This window comes from Aeromonas sp. QDB54 (genome assembly GCF_027707385.1).
Taxonomy (GTDB): domain Bacteria; phylum Pseudomonadota; class Gammaproteobacteria; order Enterobacterales; family Aeromonadaceae; genus Aeromonas; species Aeromonas hydrophila.
This window is the reverse complement of the sequence record NZ_JAPCIT010000012.1, coordinates 91,173-111,043: the sequence shown is the minus strand read 5'-3', so window position 1 is coordinate 111,043 and position 19,871 is coordinate 91,173. Positions and strand designations below refer to the sequence as shown.

The window sequence follows — 19,871 nt, the reverse complement described above, 5'->3', positions numbered from 1 at the left end:
CCATCGGGGGCCCGGTCCCCGCCATGAAAAAGGGGCCCGCAGGCCCCTTGTCGTGGTGTGCATTCATCAGAACACGTACTTGACCCGTGCACTCAGGTTGCGACCCGGCTCGGTCTGGCGGCTGGTGCTGGCACTGGCGCTCTGACCGGTGATGCTCTCGTAGTTGACGTACTCCTTGTCGAACAAGTTGAAGACACCCACGTTGAACTGCAGATCCTGCACCGGCTTGAACTGGGCATAGATGTCCACCACGCCCCAGCCCGCGCTCTTGATGTTGTCGTTGCCCTTGGCATCCTTGCCCACCTTGCTCATGTCGTCGGCAAAGCGCAGGGCGGTGTTGATGTTCCAGTTGGGCTGCTCCAGTCGAACACTCAGGGTCCCCTTGAGCGGGCTCAGGCTGTTGATGTAGTTGCCGTCGCCATCCTTGCCCTCGATGTAGGAGAGGTTGCCCCAGACGTTGACCAGATCGTTCAGCCAGTAGTCCGCCTTGGCCTCGGCCCCCTTGGTGGTCGCCTTGTCCAGGTTCTGATACTGATACAGCGCGGTGCGGCCCTCGGTGCCGACCCCGGCCAGCTCGATGAAGTCTTCGAACTTGTTGTAGAAGGTGGCCACTTCATAGCTGAAGCCGCCGGCGCTGCCGCGCACACCCAGATCGATGCCGTCGCTGCTCTCGGGCTTGAGGTTCGGGTTGGGCTCGATGCGATAGCCATATGCCTGGTGGTTCAGGGTGGAGAAGGCGTTGTCATACATGGGGGTCTTGTAGCCGTGGCTGTACTGGGCGAACAGGTTGGCCGCCTCGTGCGCCTTGAACACCAGCCCCAGCTTGGGCGAGAACTCCCCTTCGGAGAAACGCTTGAGGTTCTCGCCGGTGTAGGCGGGATCCTGATCCGGGTTCATCCGGTAGTAGTCGTAGCGGGCACCCGGTGTCAGCACCCAGCGCTCGCCGAATTTCAGCTCGTCAAACGCCCACAGGGCGCCGTGCTCGGTGGTGGTGGAGGGGAAGCTCAGCTCGTTGTAACCGACGAAATCCCCCGGCACGGTCGGCGCCTTGAAGCGGGTCCGCTCGTTGTCGGTGTGCTCATACTCCAGGCCCCATGCCAGCCGCTGGCTCGCCAGCGCCTTGCTGAACTTCAGCTGGGCGCCCAGGCTCTTCTGCTCGAAACCGTTGTTGTCCAGCGAGTTCTTGGTCACATAGGGGTTGGTCGGCCGCACCGGGTATTTGGAAGAGGCGTACTGATCCATGGTCTGCTTGGTACGGGCGTAGTAGAGCTTGCTGTCGATGCGATCGACCCAGGGCGCGTTCAGGGCGATGCCGTGATCCAGCACCAGCGACAGGTTGTCGGTCTCCTTGTCGGTGATCGGCTGGTTGAAGACCGAACCCGCCTTGGTGAGGTCGACGGCATCGGGGTCCTGCCCCTCGTTGAAGTAGTCGACGGTCAGCTTGAGGAACTGGGCATCGCTCAGGTTCCACTGGCTCTTGAACAGCACGGCCTGGCTGACGATGTCGAACTCGTTCTTGTCGCCGTCGTAGTTCTGGGTCACCCCGCCGTCACGCCAGGTGTAGCGCAGCAGGTTCTCGAACGCGCCGGCGCGCAGGGCCCCGGTGACGCCGGCCATCTTCTGGTGGCTGCTGGAGGCATAACCGGTGGTGGCATCCAGGTAGCTGTCGCGACCCTTGAGGAAATCAGCCGCATCCTTGGTGGTGATGGCGATGACGCCGCCCAGTGCATCGGAGCCGTAGGCTGCCGAGGCTGGTCCCTTGACCACCTCGACCTGCTTGATCATGTCGGTGTCGAAATAGCTCTGGCCCACGCCGCCGTTCTTGTAGGCATCGTTCTGGCGCACGCCGTCACGCACTATCTTGACCCGGTTCTCGCCCATGCCGCGAATGACGAAGGTCTGGGCATCGCCGGCACCGCCGAGGGCGGTGACGCCCGGCTCGTAACGGAACAGGTCGGCGACGTTGCTCACCACCTGCTCTTCAATCTGTTCGGCGGTGATGACCGAGATGGGGCCGGAGACATCCTCCAGTTTCTGCTCCATCCGAGAGCCACTGACCACCATGACTTCATCTGCTTTCTTGTCCGCCGCAAAAACCGGGGAAGCGAGGCCGGCTGCCACGGCAAGGGCGACCAGCGATAGGGTGTTGTTATGGGCCACTGCAAATCCTTATTGAGAACTGTTATCAAACAGCTGGCATCTTACCCACCTCTCAACAAAGATCAATAATAAACGGAATCACTCTCATTTTCTTTTGTCATAATTCGGTTCTACACTACGCCCCTCTGTTTTCCCGCCCGCCATGCTGCCATTGTATGGTGCCGGCACCTCATCGCTGCGAGACATCCATGACCCGACTACTGCCCCTGTTCACCTTGCCCCTGCTGCTGGCCGCCTGTGCCACGACGGCCCCCGTCAACGATGCCGGTACCCTCTATCACTATCAGCTCAAGGCCACCCAGGGGAACGATCTGAGCCTCGAACAGGCCCTGGCCCGGGTGGCAGATGCCGACATAGTGCTGGTGGGCGAGCTGCACACCCACCCGGCGGTGCACCTGCTGCAAGCCAGAATGCTGGCGGGCCTGGCCGCAGACGGTCGCCCTCTGGGGCTCTCCATGGAGCAGTTCAGCCGCGCCGATCAGCCGGTGCTGGATGCCTACCTGGCCGGTCGCATCGGCGAGGCGGCCCTCATTCGTGACGGCAACGCCTGGCCCAACTACCAGAGCGACTATCGCCCGCTGGTGGAGTTCGCCAAGGCGCACCACCTGCCGGTCATCGCCGCCAATGCGCCCAAACCGCTGGTGAGCTGTGTCGGCCAGGAGGGGCCGGCCTGGCTGGAGCAGCTGCCCGCCAGCCGTCGCAGCCAGCTGGCCCGCACCCTCACCCTCGGCGATGACCCCTATCGCCAGAAGTTCATGGCCTCGCTCCATCATGGCGATGCCGACAGCAACGCCCGCCGCTTTGCCGCCCAGACCAGCTGGGACGACACCATGGCCGAGAGCATGGTGGATTACCTGCGCAGCCACCCGGGCCAGCGCATCATGCATATCGCCGGCAACTTCCACGTAGAGGGCGGGCTGGGGCTGGCCAGCCGCATCGCCAGCCGCAACCCAGATCTCAAGGTGGCGCTGGTCGTGCCGGAGCTGACGGCGCCGCAAGCGGGTGACGGTCAACCAGCAGCTGGCCGGGTTGCCGACGTGCGGGTCGGCATCGCCCCCCTGCCGGAACGCTGGCTAAATGCCGATGAAATGAAGCAAGATATGGGCGCACTGCATCAATCCCGCAGTCGTGACTGCAGCCAATGGCTGCAACCCTGACCTTGCGTCTGAGGAGCCCAGTGGCTGCCACCCTGACAAACATTTGCCCAAGGATTTCATATGGATGTGTTACTGGTCATCGACATGCAACAGGGGCTGTTCACCCAGCCTCGCCATCAGGACAGCCAGGTCATCGCCAATATCAATCGATTGGCCGAACGCGTGCGGGCAGAACAGGGTCGTGTCATCTATGTGCAGCACGACGAACCCGGCACCGAGCTGGATCCCGCCAGCCCGGGCTGGCAGCTGCACGCCGATCTCGCCCCAGAGGGGCATGACAGCCGGGTACGCAAGACCGCCTGCGACAGCTTTCTCGACACCGAGCTCGGTTTCCTGCTGGCGGAGCAGCCGGTGGACAGGCTGCTCATCTGCGGCTGTGCCACCGACTTTTGCGTCGACACCACCTTGCGCAGCGCCGCCGCCCGCGGCTTCGAGGTGGTGGCGGTGACCGACGCCCATACCACGGCGGACAGGCCCCACCTGAGCGCGGAGCAGATCATCGAGCACCACCACTGGATGTGGCGTCACCTCAGCCTGCCAAAAGGCAGAAGCGTGACCCTGCTCACGACGGATGAGCTGCTCGGCGCCACCCAACCCGAGCCGGCATGTTAATCTGCCCGCTCTGAAGCGATCACCCGATTGGAGTCTTGTGTGCGTCTACTCTCTGCCGTTGCCTTCACGCTGCTGTTACCGGCAATCACCGCCTGCTCAGGCCTGCCGGGGCGCCAGCCGAATGGCCCGGCCCCCCTGTTCAGGACCCATATCAATGAGGAGGGGAGCAAGCGCTTCACCTTCGAAGCTGCCCCGCTCGATACCCTGCCCACCCGCCTGCAGGACGATGACGGCAGCCGCCTGAGTCGCAGCAAGAGCCTGCTGGAGCGGCGTGAAGCGCTGCAGGATGCCCAGCTCACCCAGGCGCTGGCCGAGCGCAAATACTGCCGCGAAGGCTACATAGTGCTCAGCCAGACCTCCTGGAAGATCCGGGGCGAGTGCAACGAGACCGCCACTCGGGCCGACCGCGACGCCTTCCCCAACAAGGCCTCCTGGCAGGACTGAGCAGCGCCGGCCATAAACAAACGGGCAGCCCCAGGGCTGCCCGTTTTGTCATGTTCGTGATCGCGTGGGTCAGACCGGCGCATCGGCCGGGCTGGTCAGCTCGGCGCCGTTGTCGACGCGCTTGTGCCCTTCCACCAGATGGACGAAATCCACCAGCTCGTCGCCGGAGACCCGGAACGCCTGGCCGAAGCCCTTGACGAACAACCCCTGCTCGGGCTTGAGCCGGAACAGCACGAAGTCCTTGAGGTTGGAGAGCCCTTTGACTATCTCGCCGAAGCGCCCTTCCAGGGCGGTGATGGCCTTTTCCCAGCGCACATCGTCGCGGGCCACCACTTCGGCCACCGCATCGAAGGTCAGGCGCTTGCGGGCAAACAGTTCGCGGGCCCCGTTCTCGTCCTCGATCAGCATCAGCGACACCTTGGGCACCTGTTGCAGGTTGCGGGCGTGGCGGGCGATCTCGGAGATGAGCACATAGTAGCCATCCTCCTGCAGCACGAAGGGGGCATAGCTGGCATTGGGGTTGCCTTCACTGTCCACCGTCGCCAGCTGCAGGGTGCGGCAACCGTCGCGGAACTCGCGGATCTCCGGTTGCAGGCGGTTCTGCAGACGCTCCTGACGTTCACTCATGCTTTGACTTCCTCTTGATACTGGTGGCGCAGGGCCATGAAGCGTTCCACCTGGGCCGGCAGTAGCTGACGCTGCTCGTCACGCCCCAGATAGACCTTGAAAATGCAGCGACCGCTGTGGCCGAAGAACTGGAAGGAGTGCCCCTCCTTGCCCATGAACAGCTTGCTGACCAGGGCGATGCCGACCACGTTGTCGAGCTTGAGGTGGCCGTGCATCTCGCCGTCGCGCCCCATCAGGTTGTAGTAGCCGCGGGCGCTCTTGCCACGGGGGAAGGGGGCCTTCACCTCGAAGATGGAGCCGTCGGACTCGACGATGGTGGTCACCTGGCCCCAGTCGGCCAGATCCGCCAGCAGGGCTTCGGCCTGCTCGGCGGGCACCAGGGTGACCAGCTCGGCCGGCAGGTGGCGTACCACCTCCCATTCGCTGACGGCCAGCTCGGCGGCGATGGTGGATGGGTGAGCGCTGGGATCTTGTTCCAGCAGCCCATGAATGCGTTGTGCAATGCTCATCGTTTCTCCCTTGGGGTGCCTGCGGCATCCCTGTTCTGTCATGGCGGATACTGTAATGAAGGCCCCAAACCAATGCAATTGATAATCGCTTTCATTCTCAGTGCATTTTTTTCGACGGCTTGATATTCTCGGCGGCAACCCAACTTCATTCACCCTTCGGAGGTTAGCATGGGCCGTCGTTTTGCCCTCGCACTCAGCCTGCTCGGCTGCTCAGCCCTGTCCCTGCCCGTTCTGGCGCAGGAACGTATCGTCAGCATAGGCCCGGCCACCACGGAACTCATTCTGGCGCTGGGCGGTGAGCAGAGCCTCATCGCCACCGACATCAGCAGCCCAGAGCCGAAAAACCTGCCACGGGTCGGCTATCACCGCGCCCTCGCCGCCGAAGGGATCCTGAGCCTGGCGCCGACCCGGCTGGTCGGCAGCGACGAGATGGGACCGCCGCCCGCCCTGGAGCAGTTGCGCCGGGCCGGGGTCGAGGTGGACGTGCTGCCCACCGCCCCCACCCTCGCCAACCTCAACCAGCGCATCGATACCCTGGCCGCCCTGCTCAAGGACCCAGCCGCCGGCACCCGCCTGAAGGCCGAGATCCAGGCCCAGAGCGAGCAGCTGGCCGCCCAGGCCAAGCAGAACAAACAGCTCAAGGTGGTCTTCCTGCTGCTGCACAAGGGCCAGCCCACCAGCATCGCCGGCGGCAACACCACTGCCAGTGCCCTGCTCACCCTGGCCGGCGGCGTCAACCCGGTGGCCCAGCTGCAAGACTACAAGCCCGTCTCCACCGAATCCCTGATCGAGCTGCAGCCCGATCTGGTGCTGGTGAGCGGCCGCGACTGGCAGCAGTATCAGGATCCTGAAACCGTGCTGAGCCAGGTGCCCGCCCTTTCCGCCACCCCGGCCGGCAAGAACAGGGCCATCCACGCCATCGACGGTCACGCCCTGCAAGGGGGGCTCAGCCTCACCTCGCTGCAGCAGGCCAGCCAGATCGCCAAGTGGATCAAGCTGGGTTCATGATGCGTCTGCCACTGTCCTGGCTACTGTGCCTCACCGGCGGCGCACTGGCGCTGCTGCTGGTCGGATCGCTGGCCACCGGCCCCATGGCCCTCTCGTTTGGCGAGAGCCTGCGCGCCCTGTTCGCCGGCCAAGGGAGCGGGATTGAGGCCCACAAGCTGCTGATCGTGCAGGAGATCCGCCTGCCGCGCACCCTGCTCTGCATCGCCGTGGGGGGGATTCTCGGCCTCTGCGGCGCCGTGATGCAGGGGCTGTTTCGCAACCCCCTGGCCGACCCCGGCATCATCGGGGTCTCCGGCGGCGCGGCGCTCGGCGCGGCGCTGGCCATCGTGCTGCTAGCCCCCCTCGGCCAGCAGTGGCAGAGCCTGCTCGGCATCGGCCTGCTGCCCCTGCTCGCCTTTCTCGGCGGGGCCCTGACCACCACCCTCGTCTATCTGCTCGGCACCCGGGAAGGCGGCACCTCGGTCACCGTCATGCTGCTGGCCGGGGTGGCCGTCACCGCGCTGTCCGGTGCCGTCATCGGCCTGCTCACCTATCTCGCCGACGATCAGATGCTGCGCAACCTGAGCCTGTGGCAGATGGGGTCGCTGGCGGCGGGCAAGCCGGTGGACGTGGTGCTGGCGCTGCTGACCCTGGTTGCCCTGCTCATTCTGTTCTTGCGCGATGCCAACCCCCTCAACGCCCTGCTGCTGGGTGAAGGGGAGGCCCGCCACCTCGGCATCCAGGTGCAGTCCCTCAAGCGGCGGCTGATCCTGCTCACCGCCGCCGGGGTTGGCGTGGCGGTGGCAGTGGCCGGCATGATCGGTTTCGTCGGCCTGGTGGTGCCCCACCTGGTGCGGCTGCTGGCCGGCCCCAACCACGTCCGGCTGCTGCCGCTCTCCGCCCTGCTCGGGGCCGCCCTGCTGCTGGGCGCCGACATGCTGGCCCGCACCCTGCTGGCGCCGGCCGAGATGCCGGTCGGCATCATCACCGCCCTGCTGGGCGCCCCCTTCTTCATCTGGCTGCTGGTCAAGGGCCGCCGGACGCTTTAACCGGAGGACTCCTTTTGTCTGCTTCATCGACCCTGTTGCACTGCCGCCAGCTCAGCCTCAGCCGGGGCGGCCGCCCCATTCTGGACAGGCTCGACCTCAACCTGCAGGCGGGCAGCCTCACCGCCCTGCTCGGCCCCAACGGCGCCGGCAAGAGTTCGCTGCTCAAATGCCTCACCGGCGAGCTGGAACATCAGGGAGAGATCCGCCTGTTTGGTCGGGAACGGCAGGAGTGGGCCGGCACCGAGCTGGCCCATCGGGTCGGGGTGCTGCCGCAGAGCTCGTCCCTGAACTTCCCCTTCCTGTGCGAGGAGGTGGTGGCCATGGGCCGGCTGCCCCACAGCGAACCGGCCAGCCGGCGCGACGAGATAGTCGGGGCCGCCATGACCCATGCCGGGGTCGATCACCTGGCCGGCCGCCTCTATCCCGGCCTCTCCGGCGGGGAGCGCCAGCGGGTGCAGTTCGCCCGGGTGCTGGCCCAGATCTGGCAGGCACCGGACGAACCGCAGCAAGCGCGGCTGCTGCTGCTCGACGAGCCCACCTCGGCGCTCGATCTCAAGTACCAGCACCAGCTGCTCACCATGGCGCGCGCCCTCGCCGCCCGCCATACCGCCGTGCTGGTGGTGCTGCACGACCTCAATCTGGCGGCCCGTTACGCCGACCGGCTGGTGATGCTGGAACAGGGCAGAGTGATGGCAGACGGCTCCCCGCGCGAGGTGCTGACGCCTGATCTCATCGACCGGCTCTACGACTACCCGGCCCAGGTGATCCTCCATCCCGAAAGCGGGCTGCCCATGGTGGTGTGATGCGGTGATGGCCGTGCGGCAGATAGCAACAGAGCGCCATCAGGCGCTCTGTTTGTTTGCAAGGCGTGGCGGGCTAATCGCCAGCCAAACAGCCTCATATGATTCCTTACTCGTCAAGCGATCTGATAGCGGCCCGGCTTGTGGTTAAGTGTCAACACCAGGTTACAGATGATGGCCGCCACCACCGAGAGCGCCAGGATCCAGGGCTGCACTACGAAGCAGGAGGCGATGACGATGGTGCAATCCAGCCCCATTTGCAGCTTGCCGGCACGGATACCAAACCGGTCCTGAATAAACAGCGCCAGGATGTTGAAGCCGCCCAGGCTCGATTTGTGGCGAAACATGATGAGCAGCCCCATGCCGATCAGGGTACCGCCGATCAGCGCCGCGTAGACTGGCTCAATCTTGCCGATTTGCAGCACGGCGTTGAGGTGATCCGTCATGAAGGAGACCGCCGCCACCGAGACGAAGGTGTTGAGGGTGAAGCGCGGCCCCATCCTGAACCAGGCCAGGGCATAGAAGGGCAGGTTCATGCCGAAGAACAGCAGGCCGAAGCTCAGCCCCGTCACCTGCTGCAGCAACAGCGCCAGCCCGGCGGTGCCGCCGGTCAGCAGACCGACCTGATGAAACAGAAAGATGCCGAGGGAGACGAAGCCGGCCGCGGTCAGCAGGGCGATGACGTCTTCATAGAGGGGGTGCGCAGTCCGAACGGAGTGCGCCGAGCCAGGGGTGTTGTCCATAACCGGTATCCAATAGCGAAGTGAAAGAGTGTCTGTTGCCCGTCTGGCGGGCGCGAGCCCTGTCCGCAGGGCTTCGTTATGGGGTTCAGTCTATTTTTTGCGACCATGATCACAATAGTCGCCGCCCACGCCCCGTTTTGGTGCCTGTCATTCTCCATTGACAGCCGCTGCACCAAGATGCAGCATGCCGCGCCTGAACCGCCCCCGCCTCGCCGATACGGGCGGATTGCCATGGCACAGATGCGCCGGCTCTGCTACAAAGCGCGCAGCCCCTTTTCCCATCACCGTCAGGAGCCCCATGATCTGCACAGGACCCCAACCATGAAGTATCTGGTCACCGGCGCCGCCGGCTTTATCGGTTTTCACGTGGCCAGACGGCTGTGCGAGGCGGGTCATCAGGTGGTGGGGCTGGACAACCTCAACGACTACTACGAGGTGAGTCTCAAGGAGGCTCGCCTGGCGATGCTGACCCCCTTCCCCCATTTTCGCTTCGTGCAGAGCGAGCTGGCGGACCAGGCCGGCATGGCCGCCCTGTTTGCCGAGGGGCAGTTCGAGCGGGTGATCCACCTGGGTGCCCAGGCGGGGGTGCGCCACTCGCTGGAAAACCCGTTTGCCTACAGCGAGAGCAACCTCACCGGCATGCTGACGGTGCTGGAAGGGTGCCGCCAGCACGGCATCCGGCATCTGATCTACGCCTCCTCCAGCTCGGTCTACGGCATGGGCGAGCAGTTGCCGTTCAGTGCCGATCAGCAGGTGGACCACCCGGTCTCCCTCTATGCCGCCACCAAGAAGAGTGGCGAGCTGATGGCCCACGCCTACTCGGCGCTCTACGGCCTGCCCACCACGGGGCTGCGCTTTTTCACCGTCTACGGCCCCTGGGGCCGGCCCGACATGGCTATTGCCAAGTTCACCCGCGCCATCCTGGCGAGCGAACCCATCGACGTCTACAACCAGGGCGATCTCAGCCGCGACTTCACCTTCATCGACGACATCGTCGAGGGGATCCTCGCCGTCGCCGAGCTGCCGCCCCGCCCCAACCCTCACTGGCACGCCGGCGAGCAGAGCCCGGCCGAGAGCGCCGCGCCCTACCGCATCCTCAACATCGGTCATGGCCAGCCGGTGCGGCTGCTCGACTTCATCGAGGCGCTGGAACAGGCGCTGGACAAGCCCGCCATCAAGCGGATGCTGCCGATGCAGGCGGGCGACATGCACGCCACTTGGGCCGACAGCGAGCCCCTTCACACCCTCACCGGCCTGCGCCCCGCCACTTCCATCAAGGAAGGGGTCGCCGCGTTCGTGCGCTGGTATCTCGACTACTACCAGCCCGCCCGCTGACCGATTCAGACACGGCGTGCCTGCCGAGCGGGCACCAGCACCATGACTGCCATGGTCAGCAGCACGCCGAGCACACCCCAGCCCACCTGCCGCCAGATCACCTCCTCCCCGCTCAGCATGCCAATCAACAGCACCAGCACCGGGATCAGGTAGGTGTAGGCCGAGACCTGCTCCGGCTGCAGCACCACGCTCCCCTGCTGGAACAAAAAGAAGCTGAGCGCCGTGGCAAACAGCGCCAGATAGGCAAGGCCGAGCCAGAGCGGCAGCGACACCTGCTGCCAGTCGGTTGTCAGCAGCCGCGGCGCCGCCACCAGGGTGAGCAGCAGGGTGGCGCAGATCAGGGTCCAGCAGGTGAGGTGGGCAAACGACTCGCCCCGGTAGTAGCGCTTCACCAGTATGGGGTTGAGCGCCATCCCAACGCAGCCCAGCAGATAGATGCGGTTGCTGGGGGTGAGGCTCAGGCTCGCCAGCTGGCTCAGTTCACCGCGAAAGATGATGAGGGCGGCCGCCACCATGCCCCCCAGCAGGGCGAACGCCATCGACCAGCCGATACGGCGCTGCAGCACAAGCATGCTGGCCAGCGCGCTGATGAGGGGTACCGTGGTGTAGAGCGCGCTGGCATCAAGGGCGCTGGTCTCCTGCAGCGCCACGAACATGGCGACGAAGTAGCAGAGGGCCGGCAGCGAGATGAGGGTATAACGCCCCAGATCCCGCAGCGAAGGCAGCACCAGACGGCGCTGGCAAGCCAGCAGAATCACGAAGGTGAGCGCCGCCAGCAGGTAGCGCGCCCAGGTGACCACCAGCGGGTCCAGCACCGCGGTGAGGGCGCTGCCGATGGGAAAGGAGACGCTGATGAGCAGGGTGAACAGCAGCACCTTGCCGTGGGCCTGCACGAAATGAAAACGGGGATGGGACATGGCATGCACCTGTGCAAAGGGGCGCCCTGCCGGGCGCCGCACTGGATGGGAATGATTCAATAACTGCCGTCGGCAGCAACCGGCTTCTTGCCCTCGATAGTGGCCAGCAACTGGCCGAGCAGGCTGGATGCGCCGAAGCGAAAGTGCTCGGCAACCAGCCACTCATCGCCAAAGAGTGCGGCCGCCATGGCCAGATACTCCCCCGCCTCCTGCGCGCTTTTCACCCCGCCTGCCGCCTTGAAACCCACCCGGTTCTGCGCATCGCACTCGGCGATGGCTGCCAGCATGGTGCGGCACGCCTCGGGGGTGGCATTGACCGGCACCTTGCCGGTCGAGGTCTTGATGAAGTCGGCCCCCTCCTCGATGGCAAGCAGGGAGGCGGCGCGGATAAGCGCGGGCTCCTGCAGCTCGCCGGATTCGATGATCACCTTGAGCAGCCGCGGCCCGCACAACGCCTTGCAGCCGCGCACCAGCGCCCGGGCGGGGGCCTCGTCCCCCGCCTTGAGCGCACGCCAGGGGATCACCAGATCGATCTCGTCGGCGCCATCGAGCAGGGCTGTGCGGGTCTCAGCCAGCACAACATCCAACTCATCGTCGCCGTGGGGGAAGTTGACCACGGTGGCGACCTTGATTTCGGGGGTACCCTGGGCCGCCAGGGTGAGCCTGGCCAGCCCCACGAAGCGCGGATAGATACAGACCGCGGCGGTGTTGCCGACCGGGGTCTGCGCCTGGTGGCAGAGGGCGATGATGCGCGCGTCGTGGTCATCGTCGTTGAGGCTGGTGAGATCCATCAAGCGGATCGCCCGGCTGGCGGCCTCGGTGGCGGCGCAGGCAGGTGCAAAAGCAGTAGCTGGAATCATGGAAGGCTCCTGTCGGGATAAGAAAGGGGCGCCGCAGCGCCCCGAGATAAAGGATGGGACGCTCAGGCCAGGGAGAAGAAGATCCCGGCGATGGCGGCGCTCATCAGGTTGGAACAGGTGGCTGCCAGCACGGTACGCAGGCCGTAGCGGGCGATGAAGTCGGTGCGGGAAGGGCAGAGGGTGCCGAGGCCACCGATCAGGATCCCCATGGAGGCCAGGTTGGCAAAGCCGCACAGGGCGAAGCTGATGATCACCTTGGACTTCTCCTCCAGCACCTGCAGGCCGGCGGCGGTCACAGTGCTGGCGTCTTTCAGGTAGGGGGAGAGGTCGCTGTAGGCCACGAACTCGTTCACCACCAGCTTCTTGCCGATCATGGCGCCAGCGATGCCGATGTCCGCCAGCGGCACGCCGAGCAGGAAGGCGAGCGGCGAGAAGATCCAGCCCAGGATGAGTTCGAGGGAGAGCGGCATGCCCACCATCTCCCCCACCCCGCCCAGCAGGGTGTTGACCAGGGTCACCAGCCCGATCATGGCGATCAGCATGGCGCCGATGGCCGCCGCCAGCTTGAGGCCGCTGCTGGCCCCCTCGCCTGCCGCCGCCAGCACGTTCTCCGGCTTCTTGCCGTCAAACTGGATGCTGTTGTCGAACACATAGTCCGGCTGGCTGGTTTCGGGAATGATCAGCTTGGCAAACAGGATCCCGCCCGGCGCCGCCATGAAGGAGGCGGCCAGCAGGTACTGCATGTCGACCCCCATCATGGCGTAGCCCGCCAGCACGGTGCCGGAGACCGAGGCCATGCCGCCGCACATGACGGCGAAGAACTCCGAATCGCTCATCTTGGGCATGTAGGGCTTGACCACCAGCGGCGCCTCGCTCTGGCCGACGAAGACGTTGGCCACCGCCGACATGGATTCGGTCTGGGAAGTACCGAGCAGGCGCGCCATGGCGCCGCCGATGAAGCGGATCACCAGTTGCATGATGCCGAGGTAGTAGAGCACGGCGATCAGCGCCGAGAAGAACACCACCAGCGGCAATACGTTGAGGGCAAACACGAAGCCGATGCCGTCCACCGAAAAGTTGACCAGGTTGCCAAACAGGAAGTGGATGCCCGCCTTGCCGCTTGCCAGCACGGCGTCGACCCCATGGGCCATCCCCTCCAGTGCCCGGCGCCCCAGCGGTACATAGAGCACCAGGGCACCGATGGCGACCTGCAAGGCCAAGGCCAGCCCCACGGTGCGCAGGCGAATGGCCCTGCGGTTGGTCGATGCGAGCACGGCGATGAGGATCAGCGCCGCCATACCGAGAAATCCTGCTGCAAACATAACTGACCTCCTGGTCGTTCCCTGCTTACTGGAAGTGGTGCTTGATAAAGGCGTTGATGAGGCGGATGAAATCCGTTTCCGCCAGCTTGGCGCACTTGAGGGTCTGCTCGTGGGAGAGCTGCACGTCGCCAAGCCCCTCCGCCATGTTGGTGATGGCGCAGATGGCCAGCACCGGCAGCGCACAGTGGGCGGCGCTGACTACCTCGGGCACCACCGACATCCCTACCACGTCGCCCCCGATGATCTGCATCATGCGGATCTCGGCCGCGGTCTCGAAGCAGGGGCCGCTGTAGGAGACAAACACCCCCTGATTGACGGCGATCCCCTCCCGCTCGGCCAGCGCCAGCGCCTCGCTGCGCAGCCCCTTGTCATAGACATTGGCCAGACTGAAGAAGCGCGGGCCGTAGGCCTCGTCATTGGCGCCCGTCATGGGGGTGCCCGGCATGGTGTTGATGTGATCGTTGAAGATGACCAGGGAGCCGACCCCGATCCGCTCCGGGCGCAGCGAGCCGGCCGCGTTGGTCACCAGCAGCAGCTCGCAGCCCAGCCGCTTGAAGGTGCGCACCGGGGTGGTCATCACCTTCATGGTTTCGTGTTCGTAGTAGTGGCCGCGCCCCTTCATGCAGACCACGTCCACCCCGTGCAGCTTGCCGAGCACCAGCTCGCCGCTGTGGCCGGCCACCGTGCTGACCGGGAAGCCGTCCAGCTCCTCGTAGGGAATGGTGACCTTCTCCTCCAGCCGGTCGGCCAGCACGCCGAGGCCGGAGCCCAGGATCATGGCGGCGCGGGGGGCGCAACCCGGCTTGCGGGCGAGAATGGTGGCGACGGCGTTGAGTACCGGATCTTGTTGCATGAGCTGCACCTCTTGAGGCTGTAAATGGGACATGGCGCTCACTCTAGGGGAGGTATTGGGCGATAAAAATCGTTAAAATCGGCCTGACTATCCCGATTTTCAGCACAATTTCCTGCCGGGAAATGACTGAAAACCAAAGGAAGGGGCATGAATGGCGCTGATTGGCCCCGTTTTGCTGCCAGCCAGCCCCGGTACGGTCAAAACGGGCCGGCAAAGGTGTGAGCCGGATCGACCATCCGCCGCGCAGCGGCCCTGCTGCCGCCCGCACCGGTCGCGCAAACTTTGACGGGGATCGCACCCGGCCCTCAATCAGCCACCGAAGGAGGTCGCTTGGCCCTCGACAGTCACTGGCGCGATCGCGTCACCCTCAAGATGCTGCGTTACTTCCATGCGGTGGCCAGCCAGGGGCACTTCAGCCGGGCCGCCCTGCAGCTCAATGTCTCCAAGTCGCCGCTCAGCGCCCAGATCAAGGAACTCGAGTCCCTGCTGGGGCTGGCGCTGTTCGAGCGCCACACCCGCCAGGTGAGCCTCACCGCCACCGGGAGGCTGCTGCAGGCCGAGTGCGCCCTGCTGTTCGACGTGCTGGAAAGCGGCCTCAACCGGGTGGTGCAGGCGGGGCGCATGGAGCGCAACCAGATCCGCATCGGGCTGGTCAGCTCCATCTTCTGGGCCGGCTTTGGCGAAGTGATCCGCCAGTGTCACCAGCGCCACCCCGAGTTCGAAATAACCTTCACCGAGCTCTCCCCTGAGCGGCAGAAACAGGCGCTTGCGCGCAAGGAGATAGACCTCGGCCTCGCCCGCTTCGCCGACACCGTCAACATCCATCCGCTGCTGGCCGAAACCATCTATCGCGAGTCCATGGTGCTGGTGGTGTCGGACGAGCATCCGCTGCGGGATCGCAAGCTGGTCTCTCTGCTCGAGCTGGCGGGTGAGCCGTTCGTGCTGATGAGCCGCGCCAACTCCTCCTCTACCGACCTCATCATCAACGCCTGCCTAGTGGAGGGCTTCTACCCCCATCTCAATCAGGAGGTGGTCGAACCCAACACCCTGATGGCGGTGGTGGCCACCAGCCTGCAGGTGGCGCTGGTACCGGCCAGCTACGCCCGCCAGAAGTGGCCCCACGTGCGCTTCATCCGGCTCGAGCAGGCGATCCCCGCCGATCTCTGCGTGCTTTACGCCCCGCCCGGCGACGGCCAGCCGGCCGCGGTGGCGATCCGCCACTTCATCGACACCATGAGCGCGCAGATGAACCGGCCGACCGCGGATTGATGAGTTAATCGGATGGCGCTTAACTACCTCCGCCCTTAGGATGGGGATGTGAAGCGGATGGCGGTTTGCCGGGCACCGGCTGGGGTATACTGGCCACACTTGGTGCCACACGGGAACGCATCTGCGCCCTCACCATGATGAGAAGGAGTCACCTCATGATCCGTATTCTGCTGTTGCTGGGCGCCGCCTTGTCTGCCTACGGACTGCAACAGAGCCATACCCTGGCGCCGCTGCTGAGCCTGCTCGGCCTGCTCTCGCTCTGGGTGGCGAGCGAAATTCGCCTGATGTATCGCCAGCTGTCCGCCGCCGAGCCGGACGAGCAGCCCTATCACCTCGACGTCTGAGGGGCCCGCAAGGCCCTTCTCTCCTTGTTTATGCCTGGTCAATTCCATGAAACCGACTCGTACCCTCTGCTCTCTGCTGTTGCTGCTTGGCTGCCTGCACGGCGCCCCGCTGCAGGCCCGCACGCCCTGCCCGGCAGGTGATGACTGTCCGCCGGCGGACAATGGCCAGTGGCTCCCTGAACCGGGCAGCGATGGCAGCGCCGGTGCCAACGGCATGGACGGTGCTGATGGTATCGATGGTGCCGATGGTGCCGATGGTGCCGATGGTGCCGATGGTGCCGATGGTGCCGATGGTGCCGATGGTGCCGATGGTGCCGATGGTGCCGATGGTGCCGATGGTGCCGATGGTGCCGATGGTGCCGATGGTGCCGATGGTGCCGATGGTGCCGATGGTGCCGAGCCTGGCCAGGGGCAGCTTATCTAGCAACTCCTTTGTTGGCGGCGACCGTCATGAGCCGTCGCCAACCCCTGCCGCACCAGCCTCGGTCATTGGTTCCATACCGTTTTGATCTCTGGATACCCGGATCCATAACAACAGGATCCACTGGATTAATGGCAGAACAGGCCATGTTCCCCTATATCTTCTGTACCCCAACAGGAGAGAATCCATGTCGAGTTCCAGCGAAAACAGGCTGTTTTTGCTGCTTTTTTTATCGCTGTTGCTGGCCGGCACCGGGCAGGCAGCGGCGCAAAGCAGGGATTTCAGACAGGCGCCCAAGGCGCTCAGCGCACTGAAGAAAGGTCAGCAGGCACAGAGTCAGGGCAACCTGACCCAGGCCATCCACTTCTACTGCGCCGCCGCCACCACGGGTAACCCGGAAGGTTACTTTCGCATCGGCCGCCTGCTCGCCACCGGCCCGGGCTCGGTTCGCAACCCCCGCATGGCCAACGCCTACCTGGCCATGGCGATCCGCCTTGGCAACCAGCAGGCCGCCCGCTACTACAACAGCCGGGTCGGCAATGCCGTGATGGGGGATCAGTGCGGCAGCGGCGTCGGTGGATCCGGCGGCTACTTCGCCGCCATTCCCACCACCCCCTTCAATCTGGAGGCCTATCTGGCCCGCCAGTCGCCCGCCAAGCAGAAGCTGGCCACCATGCTGCGCCACGCCGCCAAGCGCCACCGCATCGACGAACGGCTGGTGCTGGCCATCGCCATCGCCGAATCCAACCTCGACAGCCGCGCCGTCTCCCCCAAGAATGCCCAGGGGCTGATGCAGCTCATCCCCGAGACCCAGCAGCGCTTTGGGGTGACCCGCCCCTTCGATCCGGAGCAGAACATCAAGGGCGGCGTGGCCTATCTCAAGTGGCTGCACACCCACTTCGACGGCAACTGGACCCTGATGTCGGCGGCCTACAACGCTGGCGAAAAATCGGTGGAGCAGTATGGCGGCATCCCCCCCTATCAGGAGACCCAGCAATATGTGCGGCGGGTGCTCTACTTCGCCGGCCACAAGCAGCCCTGAGCCAGGCTCACTGGCGGCCCGCTATTGACAAAAACCATACCTGCATTTGCGCAATCGTTTGCCTTTCGGTAGGATCCGGCGCTTTCTCGCACGTTCTACAGGTAATCCATGAATTTCATCAAACGCTGCTCGCGCCTGCTCACCCTGTTTGCCCTTTTCTCCTCCGCCATCGTGGCGGCCAACTCGGCTCCCACCCCCATCCTGATCCAGGGGGCGATGGATGTCGAAGTCGAGACCCTGGTGGCCGCCCTCAAGGACAAGCAAGAGCTGACCGTGGGCGCCTGGACCTACTGGCAGGGCACCCTCTCGGGCTATCCGGTGGTCGTCTCCCGCACCGAGGTGGGGCTGGCCAATGCCGCCGCGGCCACCACCCTCGCCATGGAGCGCTTCAAGCCGCGCCTCGTCATCAACCAGGGCACGGCCGGCGGCCACGATCCGGCGCTGCACCGGGGTGACATCGTCATCGGCACCAAGAGCTTCAACATGGGGGCCTACCGCAGTGATCTGACGCCCGCCGAGCAGGGTGTCGACCCGAGCAGATGGCACAACTTCGAGGTCACCATGCGCCTGCGCGACAACGGCAAGCTGGTGGAACACACCGCCTTTGCCGGCGATCCCGAGCTGGTTGGCCGCGCCCTCGGCATGGCTGACCGTTATCGTCACGGTCGGGTGGTCCCCGGCATCATAGGCACCGCCGACGAGTGGAACCGCCAGGTCGCCCGCATCAACTGGCTGCATCAGACTTACCAGACTGCCGCGGAAGAGATGGAAACCTCCTCCGCCGCCCTGGTGGCAGAGGCTTACAAGGTGCCCTTCGTCGGTATCCGGGTGCTCTCCAACACCGATCTGCACGGTGAGGAGTTCGATCCGCAGACCGCCATCCACTGCCAGCAGTTCGTCATCGATTACGCAAAGGCGCTCATCAACGGCTTCAACAAAGCCTGATACACCGCAGTGGCAGCCGGGCCAACAAGGCGGCATTTGTCGTCGGTATCCGGGTGCTCTCCAACACCGATCTGCACGGCGAGGAGTTCGATCCGCAAACCGCCATCCACTGCCAGCAGTTCGTCATCGATTACGCAAAGGCGCTCATCAACGGCTTCAACAAAGCCTGACATGCCAGAGAGGCCGCCACTATGGCGGCTTCTTTTCTTGGTCATCCCTATCAGGCGGGACTTGCCCCACGGTTTCTCCCGCCTCCGATATCAACTCCCCGGACATGCCCTGCGCCCATAGTGGCGGTAGTAGCCCACCAGATTGCTGACCAGAAACAGCCCCTCCATCAGCGCCGCCACGGGCGACCCCACCAGCAGGTTGTTGGCCAGCCAACAGAGGGTACCCAGCAGCATCCAGCGCCGCAGCAGGCGATCATCCGGGCAAAACGCAGCCCGGGTCTGCAGCAGGCTGGCCAGCAACCCCAGCAAGGCGAGCGGTCCCTGATAGGTGGCGAGCACCGCGAGGCAGGACAACCCCATAAAGATCCACATCAAGAGGCGACGCGTGGCCAGCATGCTGACCACGAAGCGCAGGCTCGCCAGCCAGAGCAGCAGGGCGGCCGACGCTTGTCCTAGCAGCGCGAAATGGGCGCCATTGAGGGCGCAGGAGAGCGCCAAACAGGCCAGAATGGCCCGGCGCGTCCGCAGCTGAAACGACAGCAGATCCAGCAGCAGCGCCAGACTCACCACCAGTTGTGACCACAAAAACAGCGACATCATCCCCACTCCAGGCTTGTTCGAGGGGCCCAGCATGGTGGGAATGGGCGCCGCGCGGCATTAACCCGTGTTAATGCGCCGGCGGATCCGTGACAGGGTGACCGGGTTGACGCCGATGTAGTTGGCGAGCTGCACCTGAGTGAGCCGCGCCGGCCAGTGGGGGAAGGTGCGGCAGAGCTCCCGGTAGCGCTCTTCGGGGGAGTGGAGCAGCAAGAAGGCCTCCTTGCGCTCCTTGTAGCACAGCTGCTGGCGCAGCAGGGCCATGCAGACTGGTTGCCAGGCGGGCTGGTCCAGCAGGGCGAGCGGTACCCGCACCAGTTGCAGCGCCGTAACGGCCTCCAGCTGGTAGCGGGCAGGCGACCCGGTGAGCCAGCTGTCGTAGAGCAGACAGAGTTCCCCTTCGAAGTAGAACTCCTTGCAGCGCTCCTGCCCCTCCCGGGCGTAGTGACAGGCGCGGGCGATGCCTCGCTCGAGGTAGAAAGCCGACTCCTGTATCGCCCCCTGGGCCAGCAGCGGCTGACCCGGCTGCAAGGTCAAACGGGGCAGGCTGGCGGCAAGCGGCTCACCGATGACGGGTGACAGCCCCATGGCGACGAGGGTGGCCGCCAGAGGCAGGGCTGAAGGCAGGCTGGTCATGCAAACTCCGGGGCAAACAGGGCCTTCATCATGCCAAGTTTGGCGGCCCGTTGCAGCAGGCTGTGATGGCCC

General features: G+C 64.9%; 22 protein-coding genes. 11 read left to right on the top strand and 11 right to left on the bottom strand.

Annotated features, from left to right (window positions below; genetic code table 11):
* Positions 1 to 66: 66 nt before the first annotated feature.
* Positions 67 to 2,160 (bottom strand): TonB-dependent hemoglobin/transferrin/lactoferrin family receptor, encoded by a 2,094-nt coding sequence (locus tag PG881_RS13590; RefSeq protein ID WP_270800631.1) that lies wholly within the window; start codon positions 2,158 to 2,160, stop codon positions 67 to 69.
* 188 nt (positions 2,161 to 2,348) lie between these two features.
* Between PG881_RS13590 and PG881_RS13585 the strand changes: the two genes are divergently transcribed.
* Genes PG881_RS13585 through PG881_RS13575 form a run of 3 tightly spaced genes read left to right on the top strand, consistent with a single transcriptional unit; the run spans position 2,349 to position 4,373 of the window.
* On the top strand, positions 2,349 to 3,317 hold the full coding sequence (locus tag PG881_RS13585) for a ChaN family lipoprotein (RefSeq protein ID WP_270800629.1): 969 nt from the start codon (positions 2,349 to 2,351) through the stop codon (positions 3,315 to 3,317).
* 60 nt (positions 3,318 to 3,377) lie between these two features.
* A complete protein-coding gene (locus tag PG881_RS13580; RefSeq protein WP_270800626.1) occupies positions 3,378 to 3,929 on the top strand; it encodes a cysteine hydrolase family protein in 552 nt (183 codons plus the stop codon).
* 39 nt (positions 3,930 to 3,968) lie between these two features.
* Positions 3,969 to 4,373, top strand: coding sequence for a hypothetical protein (locus PG881_RS13575; protein WP_270800624.1), 405 nt, complete (start codon positions 3,969 to 3,971; stop codon positions 4,371 to 4,373).
* Between the two features lie 69 nt (positions 4,374 to 4,442).
* Here PG881_RS13575 and hutZ read toward each other — a convergent pair whose 3' ends face one another.
* On the bottom strand, positions 4,443 to 5,000 hold the full coding sequence (gene hutZ / locus PG881_RS13570) for a heme utilization protein HutZ (RefSeq protein WP_029301689.1): 558 nt from the start codon (positions 4,998 to 5,000) through the stop codon (positions 4,443 to 4,445).
* A complete protein-coding gene (gene hutX, locus PG881_RS13565) occupies positions 4,997 to 5,509 on the bottom strand; it encodes a heme utilization cystosolic carrier protein HutX (protein ID WP_011704903.1) in 513 nt (170 codons plus the stop codon). The genes hutZ and hutX overlap by 4 nt, the downstream gene beginning before the upstream one ends.
* Before the next feature lie 168 nt (positions 5,510 to 5,677).
* Here hutX and PG881_RS13560 point away from each other — a divergent pair, with 168 nt between their 5' ends.
* From PG881_RS13560 to PG881_RS13550, 3 genes are read left to right on the top strand one after another with little or no spacing between them, the layout of a single operon-like run.
* Entirely contained in the window at positions 5,678 to 6,517 is an 840-nt protein-coding gene (locus PG881_RS13560; protein WP_270800621.1) for a heme/hemin ABC transporter substrate-binding protein, read from the top strand.
* Complete coding sequence (locus PG881_RS13555; protein ID WP_270800619.1) at positions 6,514 to 7,545, top strand: FecCD family ABC transporter permease; 1,032 nt, start codon at positions 6,514 to 6,516, stop codon at positions 7,543 to 7,545. The genes PG881_RS13560 and PG881_RS13555 overlap by 4 nt, the downstream gene beginning before the upstream one ends.
* A 14-nt stretch (positions 7,546 to 7,559) precedes the next feature.
* Positions 7,560 to 8,348 carry a heme ABC transporter ATP-binding protein gene (locus PG881_RS13550; protein ID WP_270800617.1) on the top strand — a complete coding sequence of 263 codons (789 nt, stop codon included), beginning with the start codon at positions 7,560 to 7,562 and terminating at the stop codon, positions 8,346 to 8,348.
* Between the two features lie 113 nt (positions 8,349 to 8,461).
* Here the strand turns inward: PG881_RS13550 and PG881_RS13545 are convergent, their stop codons facing one another.
* Positions 8,462 to 9,088, bottom strand: coding sequence for a YitT family protein (locus tag PG881_RS13545; protein WP_043159627.1), 627 nt, complete (start codon positions 9,086 to 9,088; stop codon positions 8,462 to 8,464).
* Positions 9,089 to 9,409: 321 nt separating this feature from the next.
* On the opposite strand from PG881_RS13545, the gene PG881_RS13540 reads away from it, so the two are divergent.
* Complete coding sequence (locus tag PG881_RS13540; protein WP_270800614.1) at positions 9,410 to 10,423, top strand: NAD-dependent epimerase; 1,014 nt, start codon at positions 9,410 to 9,412, stop codon at positions 10,421 to 10,423.
* A gap of 5 nt (positions 10,424 to 10,428) precedes the next feature.
* Here the strand turns inward: PG881_RS13540 and PG881_RS13535 are convergent, their stop codons facing one another.
* From PG881_RS13535 to xapA, 4 genes are all read right to left on the bottom strand, one after another.
* Complete coding sequence (locus PG881_RS13535) at positions 10,429 to 11,340, bottom strand: DMT family transporter (protein ID WP_270800611.1); 912 nt, start codon at positions 11,338 to 11,340, stop codon at positions 10,429 to 10,431.
* Between the two features lie 56 nt (positions 11,341 to 11,396).
* The gene (gene deoC / locus PG881_RS13530; RefSeq protein WP_270800608.1) at positions 11,397 to 12,200 is read right to left on the bottom strand and encodes a deoxyribose-phosphate aldolase; all 804 of its coding nucleotides are present in this window, start codon (positions 12,198 to 12,200) and stop codon (positions 11,397 to 11,399) included.
* Positions 12,201 to 12,262: 62 nt separating this feature from the next.
* Positions 12,263 to 13,522, bottom strand: coding sequence for a NupC/NupG family nucleoside CNT transporter (locus PG881_RS13525; protein WP_029301694.1), 1,260 nt, complete (start codon positions 13,520 to 13,522; stop codon positions 12,263 to 12,265).
* Between the two features lie 25 nt (positions 13,523 to 13,547).
* Positions 13,548 to 14,375 (bottom strand): xanthosine phosphorylase, encoded by an 828-nt coding sequence (gene xapA / locus PG881_RS13520; protein WP_270800605.1) that lies wholly within the window; start codon positions 14,373 to 14,375, stop codon positions 13,548 to 13,550.
* A gap of 330 nt (positions 14,376 to 14,705) precedes the next feature.
* On the opposite strand from xapA, the gene PG881_RS13515 reads away from it, so the two are divergent.
* Both PG881_RS13515 and PG881_RS13510 read left to right on the top strand, forming a co-directional pair.
* A complete protein-coding gene (locus PG881_RS13515) occupies positions 14,706 to 15,644 on the top strand; it encodes a LysR family transcriptional regulator (RefSeq protein ID WP_270800603.1) in 939 nt (312 codons plus the stop codon).
* A 155-nt stretch (positions 15,645 to 15,799) separates the two neighbouring features.
* On the top strand, positions 15,800 to 15,988 hold the full coding sequence (locus PG881_RS13510) for a hypothetical protein (RefSeq protein ID WP_077095421.1): 189 nt from the start codon (positions 15,800 to 15,802) through the stop codon (positions 15,986 to 15,988).
* Positions 15,989 to 16,016: 28 nt separating this feature from the next.
* Here PG881_RS13510 and PG881_RS13505 read toward each other — a convergent pair whose 3' ends face one another.
* Positions 16,017 to 16,415 (bottom strand): hypothetical protein, encoded by a 399-nt coding sequence (locus PG881_RS13505; protein ID WP_270800600.1) that lies wholly within the window; start codon positions 16,413 to 16,415, stop codon positions 16,017 to 16,019.
* A gap of 181 nt (positions 16,416 to 16,596) precedes the next feature.
* Here PG881_RS13505 and PG881_RS13500 point away from each other — a divergent pair, with 181 nt between their 5' ends.
* Both PG881_RS13500 and mtnN read left to right on the top strand, forming a co-directional pair.
* Complete coding sequence (locus tag PG881_RS13500) at positions 16,597 to 17,451, top strand: lytic transglycosylase domain-containing protein (RefSeq protein WP_029303826.1); 855 nt, start codon at positions 16,597 to 16,599, stop codon at positions 17,449 to 17,451.
* A gap of 108 nt (positions 17,452 to 17,559) precedes the next feature.
* Positions 17,560 to 18,396: a 5'-methylthioadenosine/S-adenosylhomocysteine nucleosidase gene (gene mtnN, locus PG881_RS13495; RefSeq protein ID WP_270800598.1), complete on the top strand. Its 837-nt coding sequence runs from the start codon at positions 17,560 to 17,562 to the stop codon at positions 18,394 to 18,396.
* A gap of 260 nt (positions 18,397 to 18,656) precedes the next feature.
* Here mtnN and PG881_RS13490 read toward each other — a convergent pair whose 3' ends face one another.
* Entirely contained in the window at positions 18,657 to 19,166 is a 510-nt protein-coding gene (locus tag PG881_RS13490; RefSeq protein WP_270800596.1) for a YgjV family protein, read from the bottom strand.
* Between the two features lie 57 nt (positions 19,167 to 19,223).
* A complete protein-coding gene (locus PG881_RS13485) occupies positions 19,224 to 19,799 on the bottom strand; it encodes a Crp/Fnr family transcriptional regulator (RefSeq protein WP_270800593.1) in 576 nt (191 codons plus the stop codon).
* Positions 19,800 to 19,871: the final 72 nt, after the last annotated feature.

Coding starts and splice junctions, on each gene's coding strand:
- PG881_RS13580 (WP_270800626.1), top strand. CDS start 3,378: ATGGATGTGTTACTGGTCATCGACATGCAACAGGGGCTGTTCACCCAG.
- PG881_RS13525 (WP_029301694.1), bottom strand. CDS start 13,522: ATGTTTGCAGCAGGATTTCTCGGTATGGCGGCGCTGATCCTCATCGCC.
- PG881_RS13490 (WP_270800596.1), bottom strand. CDS start 19,166: ATGATGTCGCTGTTTTTGTGGTCACAACTGGTGGTGAGTCTGGCGCTG.
- hutZ (WP_029301689.1), bottom strand. CDS start 5,000: ATGAGTGAACGTCAGGAGCGTCTGCAGAACCGCCTGCAACCGGAGATC.
- PG881_RS13585 (WP_270800629.1), top strand. CDS start 2,349: ATGACCCGACTACTGCCCCTGTTCACCTTGCCCCTGCTGCTGGCCGCC.
- PG881_RS13545 (WP_043159627.1), bottom strand. CDS start 9,088: ATGGACAACACCCCTGGCTCGGCGCACTCCGTTCGGACTGCGCACCCC.
- PG881_RS13555 (WP_270800619.1), top strand. CDS start 6,514: ATGATGCGTCTGCCACTGTCCTGGCTACTGTGCCTCACCGGCGGCGCA.
- mtnN (WP_270800598.1), top strand. CDS start 17,560: ATGAATTTCATCAAACGCTGCTCGCGCCTGCTCACCCTGTTTGCCCTT.
- hutX (WP_011704903.1), bottom strand. CDS start 5,509: ATGAGCATTGCACAACGCATTCATGGGCTGCTGGAACAAGATCCCAGC.
- xapA (WP_270800605.1), bottom strand. CDS start 14,375: ATGCAACAAGATCCGGTACTCAACGCCGTCGCCACCATTCTCGCCCGC.
- PG881_RS13560 (WP_270800621.1), top strand. CDS start 5,678: ATGGGCCGTCGTTTTGCCCTCGCACTCAGCCTGCTCGGCTGCTCAGCC.
- PG881_RS13500 (WP_029303826.1), top strand. CDS start 16,597: ATGTCGAGTTCCAGCGAAAACAGGCTGTTTTTGCTGCTTTTTTTATCG.
- PG881_RS13540 (WP_270800614.1), top strand. CDS start 9,410: ATGAAGTATCTGGTCACCGGCGCCGCCGGCTTTATCGGTTTTCACGTG.
- PG881_RS13535 (WP_270800611.1), bottom strand. CDS start 11,340: ATGTCCCATCCCCGTTTTCATTTCGTGCAGGCCCACGGCAAGGTGCTG.
- PG881_RS13510 (WP_077095421.1), top strand. CDS start 15,800: ATGATCCGTATTCTGCTGTTGCTGGGCGCCGCCTTGTCTGCCTACGGA.
- PG881_RS13485 (WP_270800593.1), bottom strand. CDS start 19,799: ATGACCAGCCTGCCTTCAGCCCTGCCTCTGGCGGCCACCCTCGTCGCC.
- deoC (WP_270800608.1), bottom strand. CDS start 12,200: ATGATTCCAGCTACTGCTTTTGCACCTGCCTGCGCCGCCACCGAGGCC.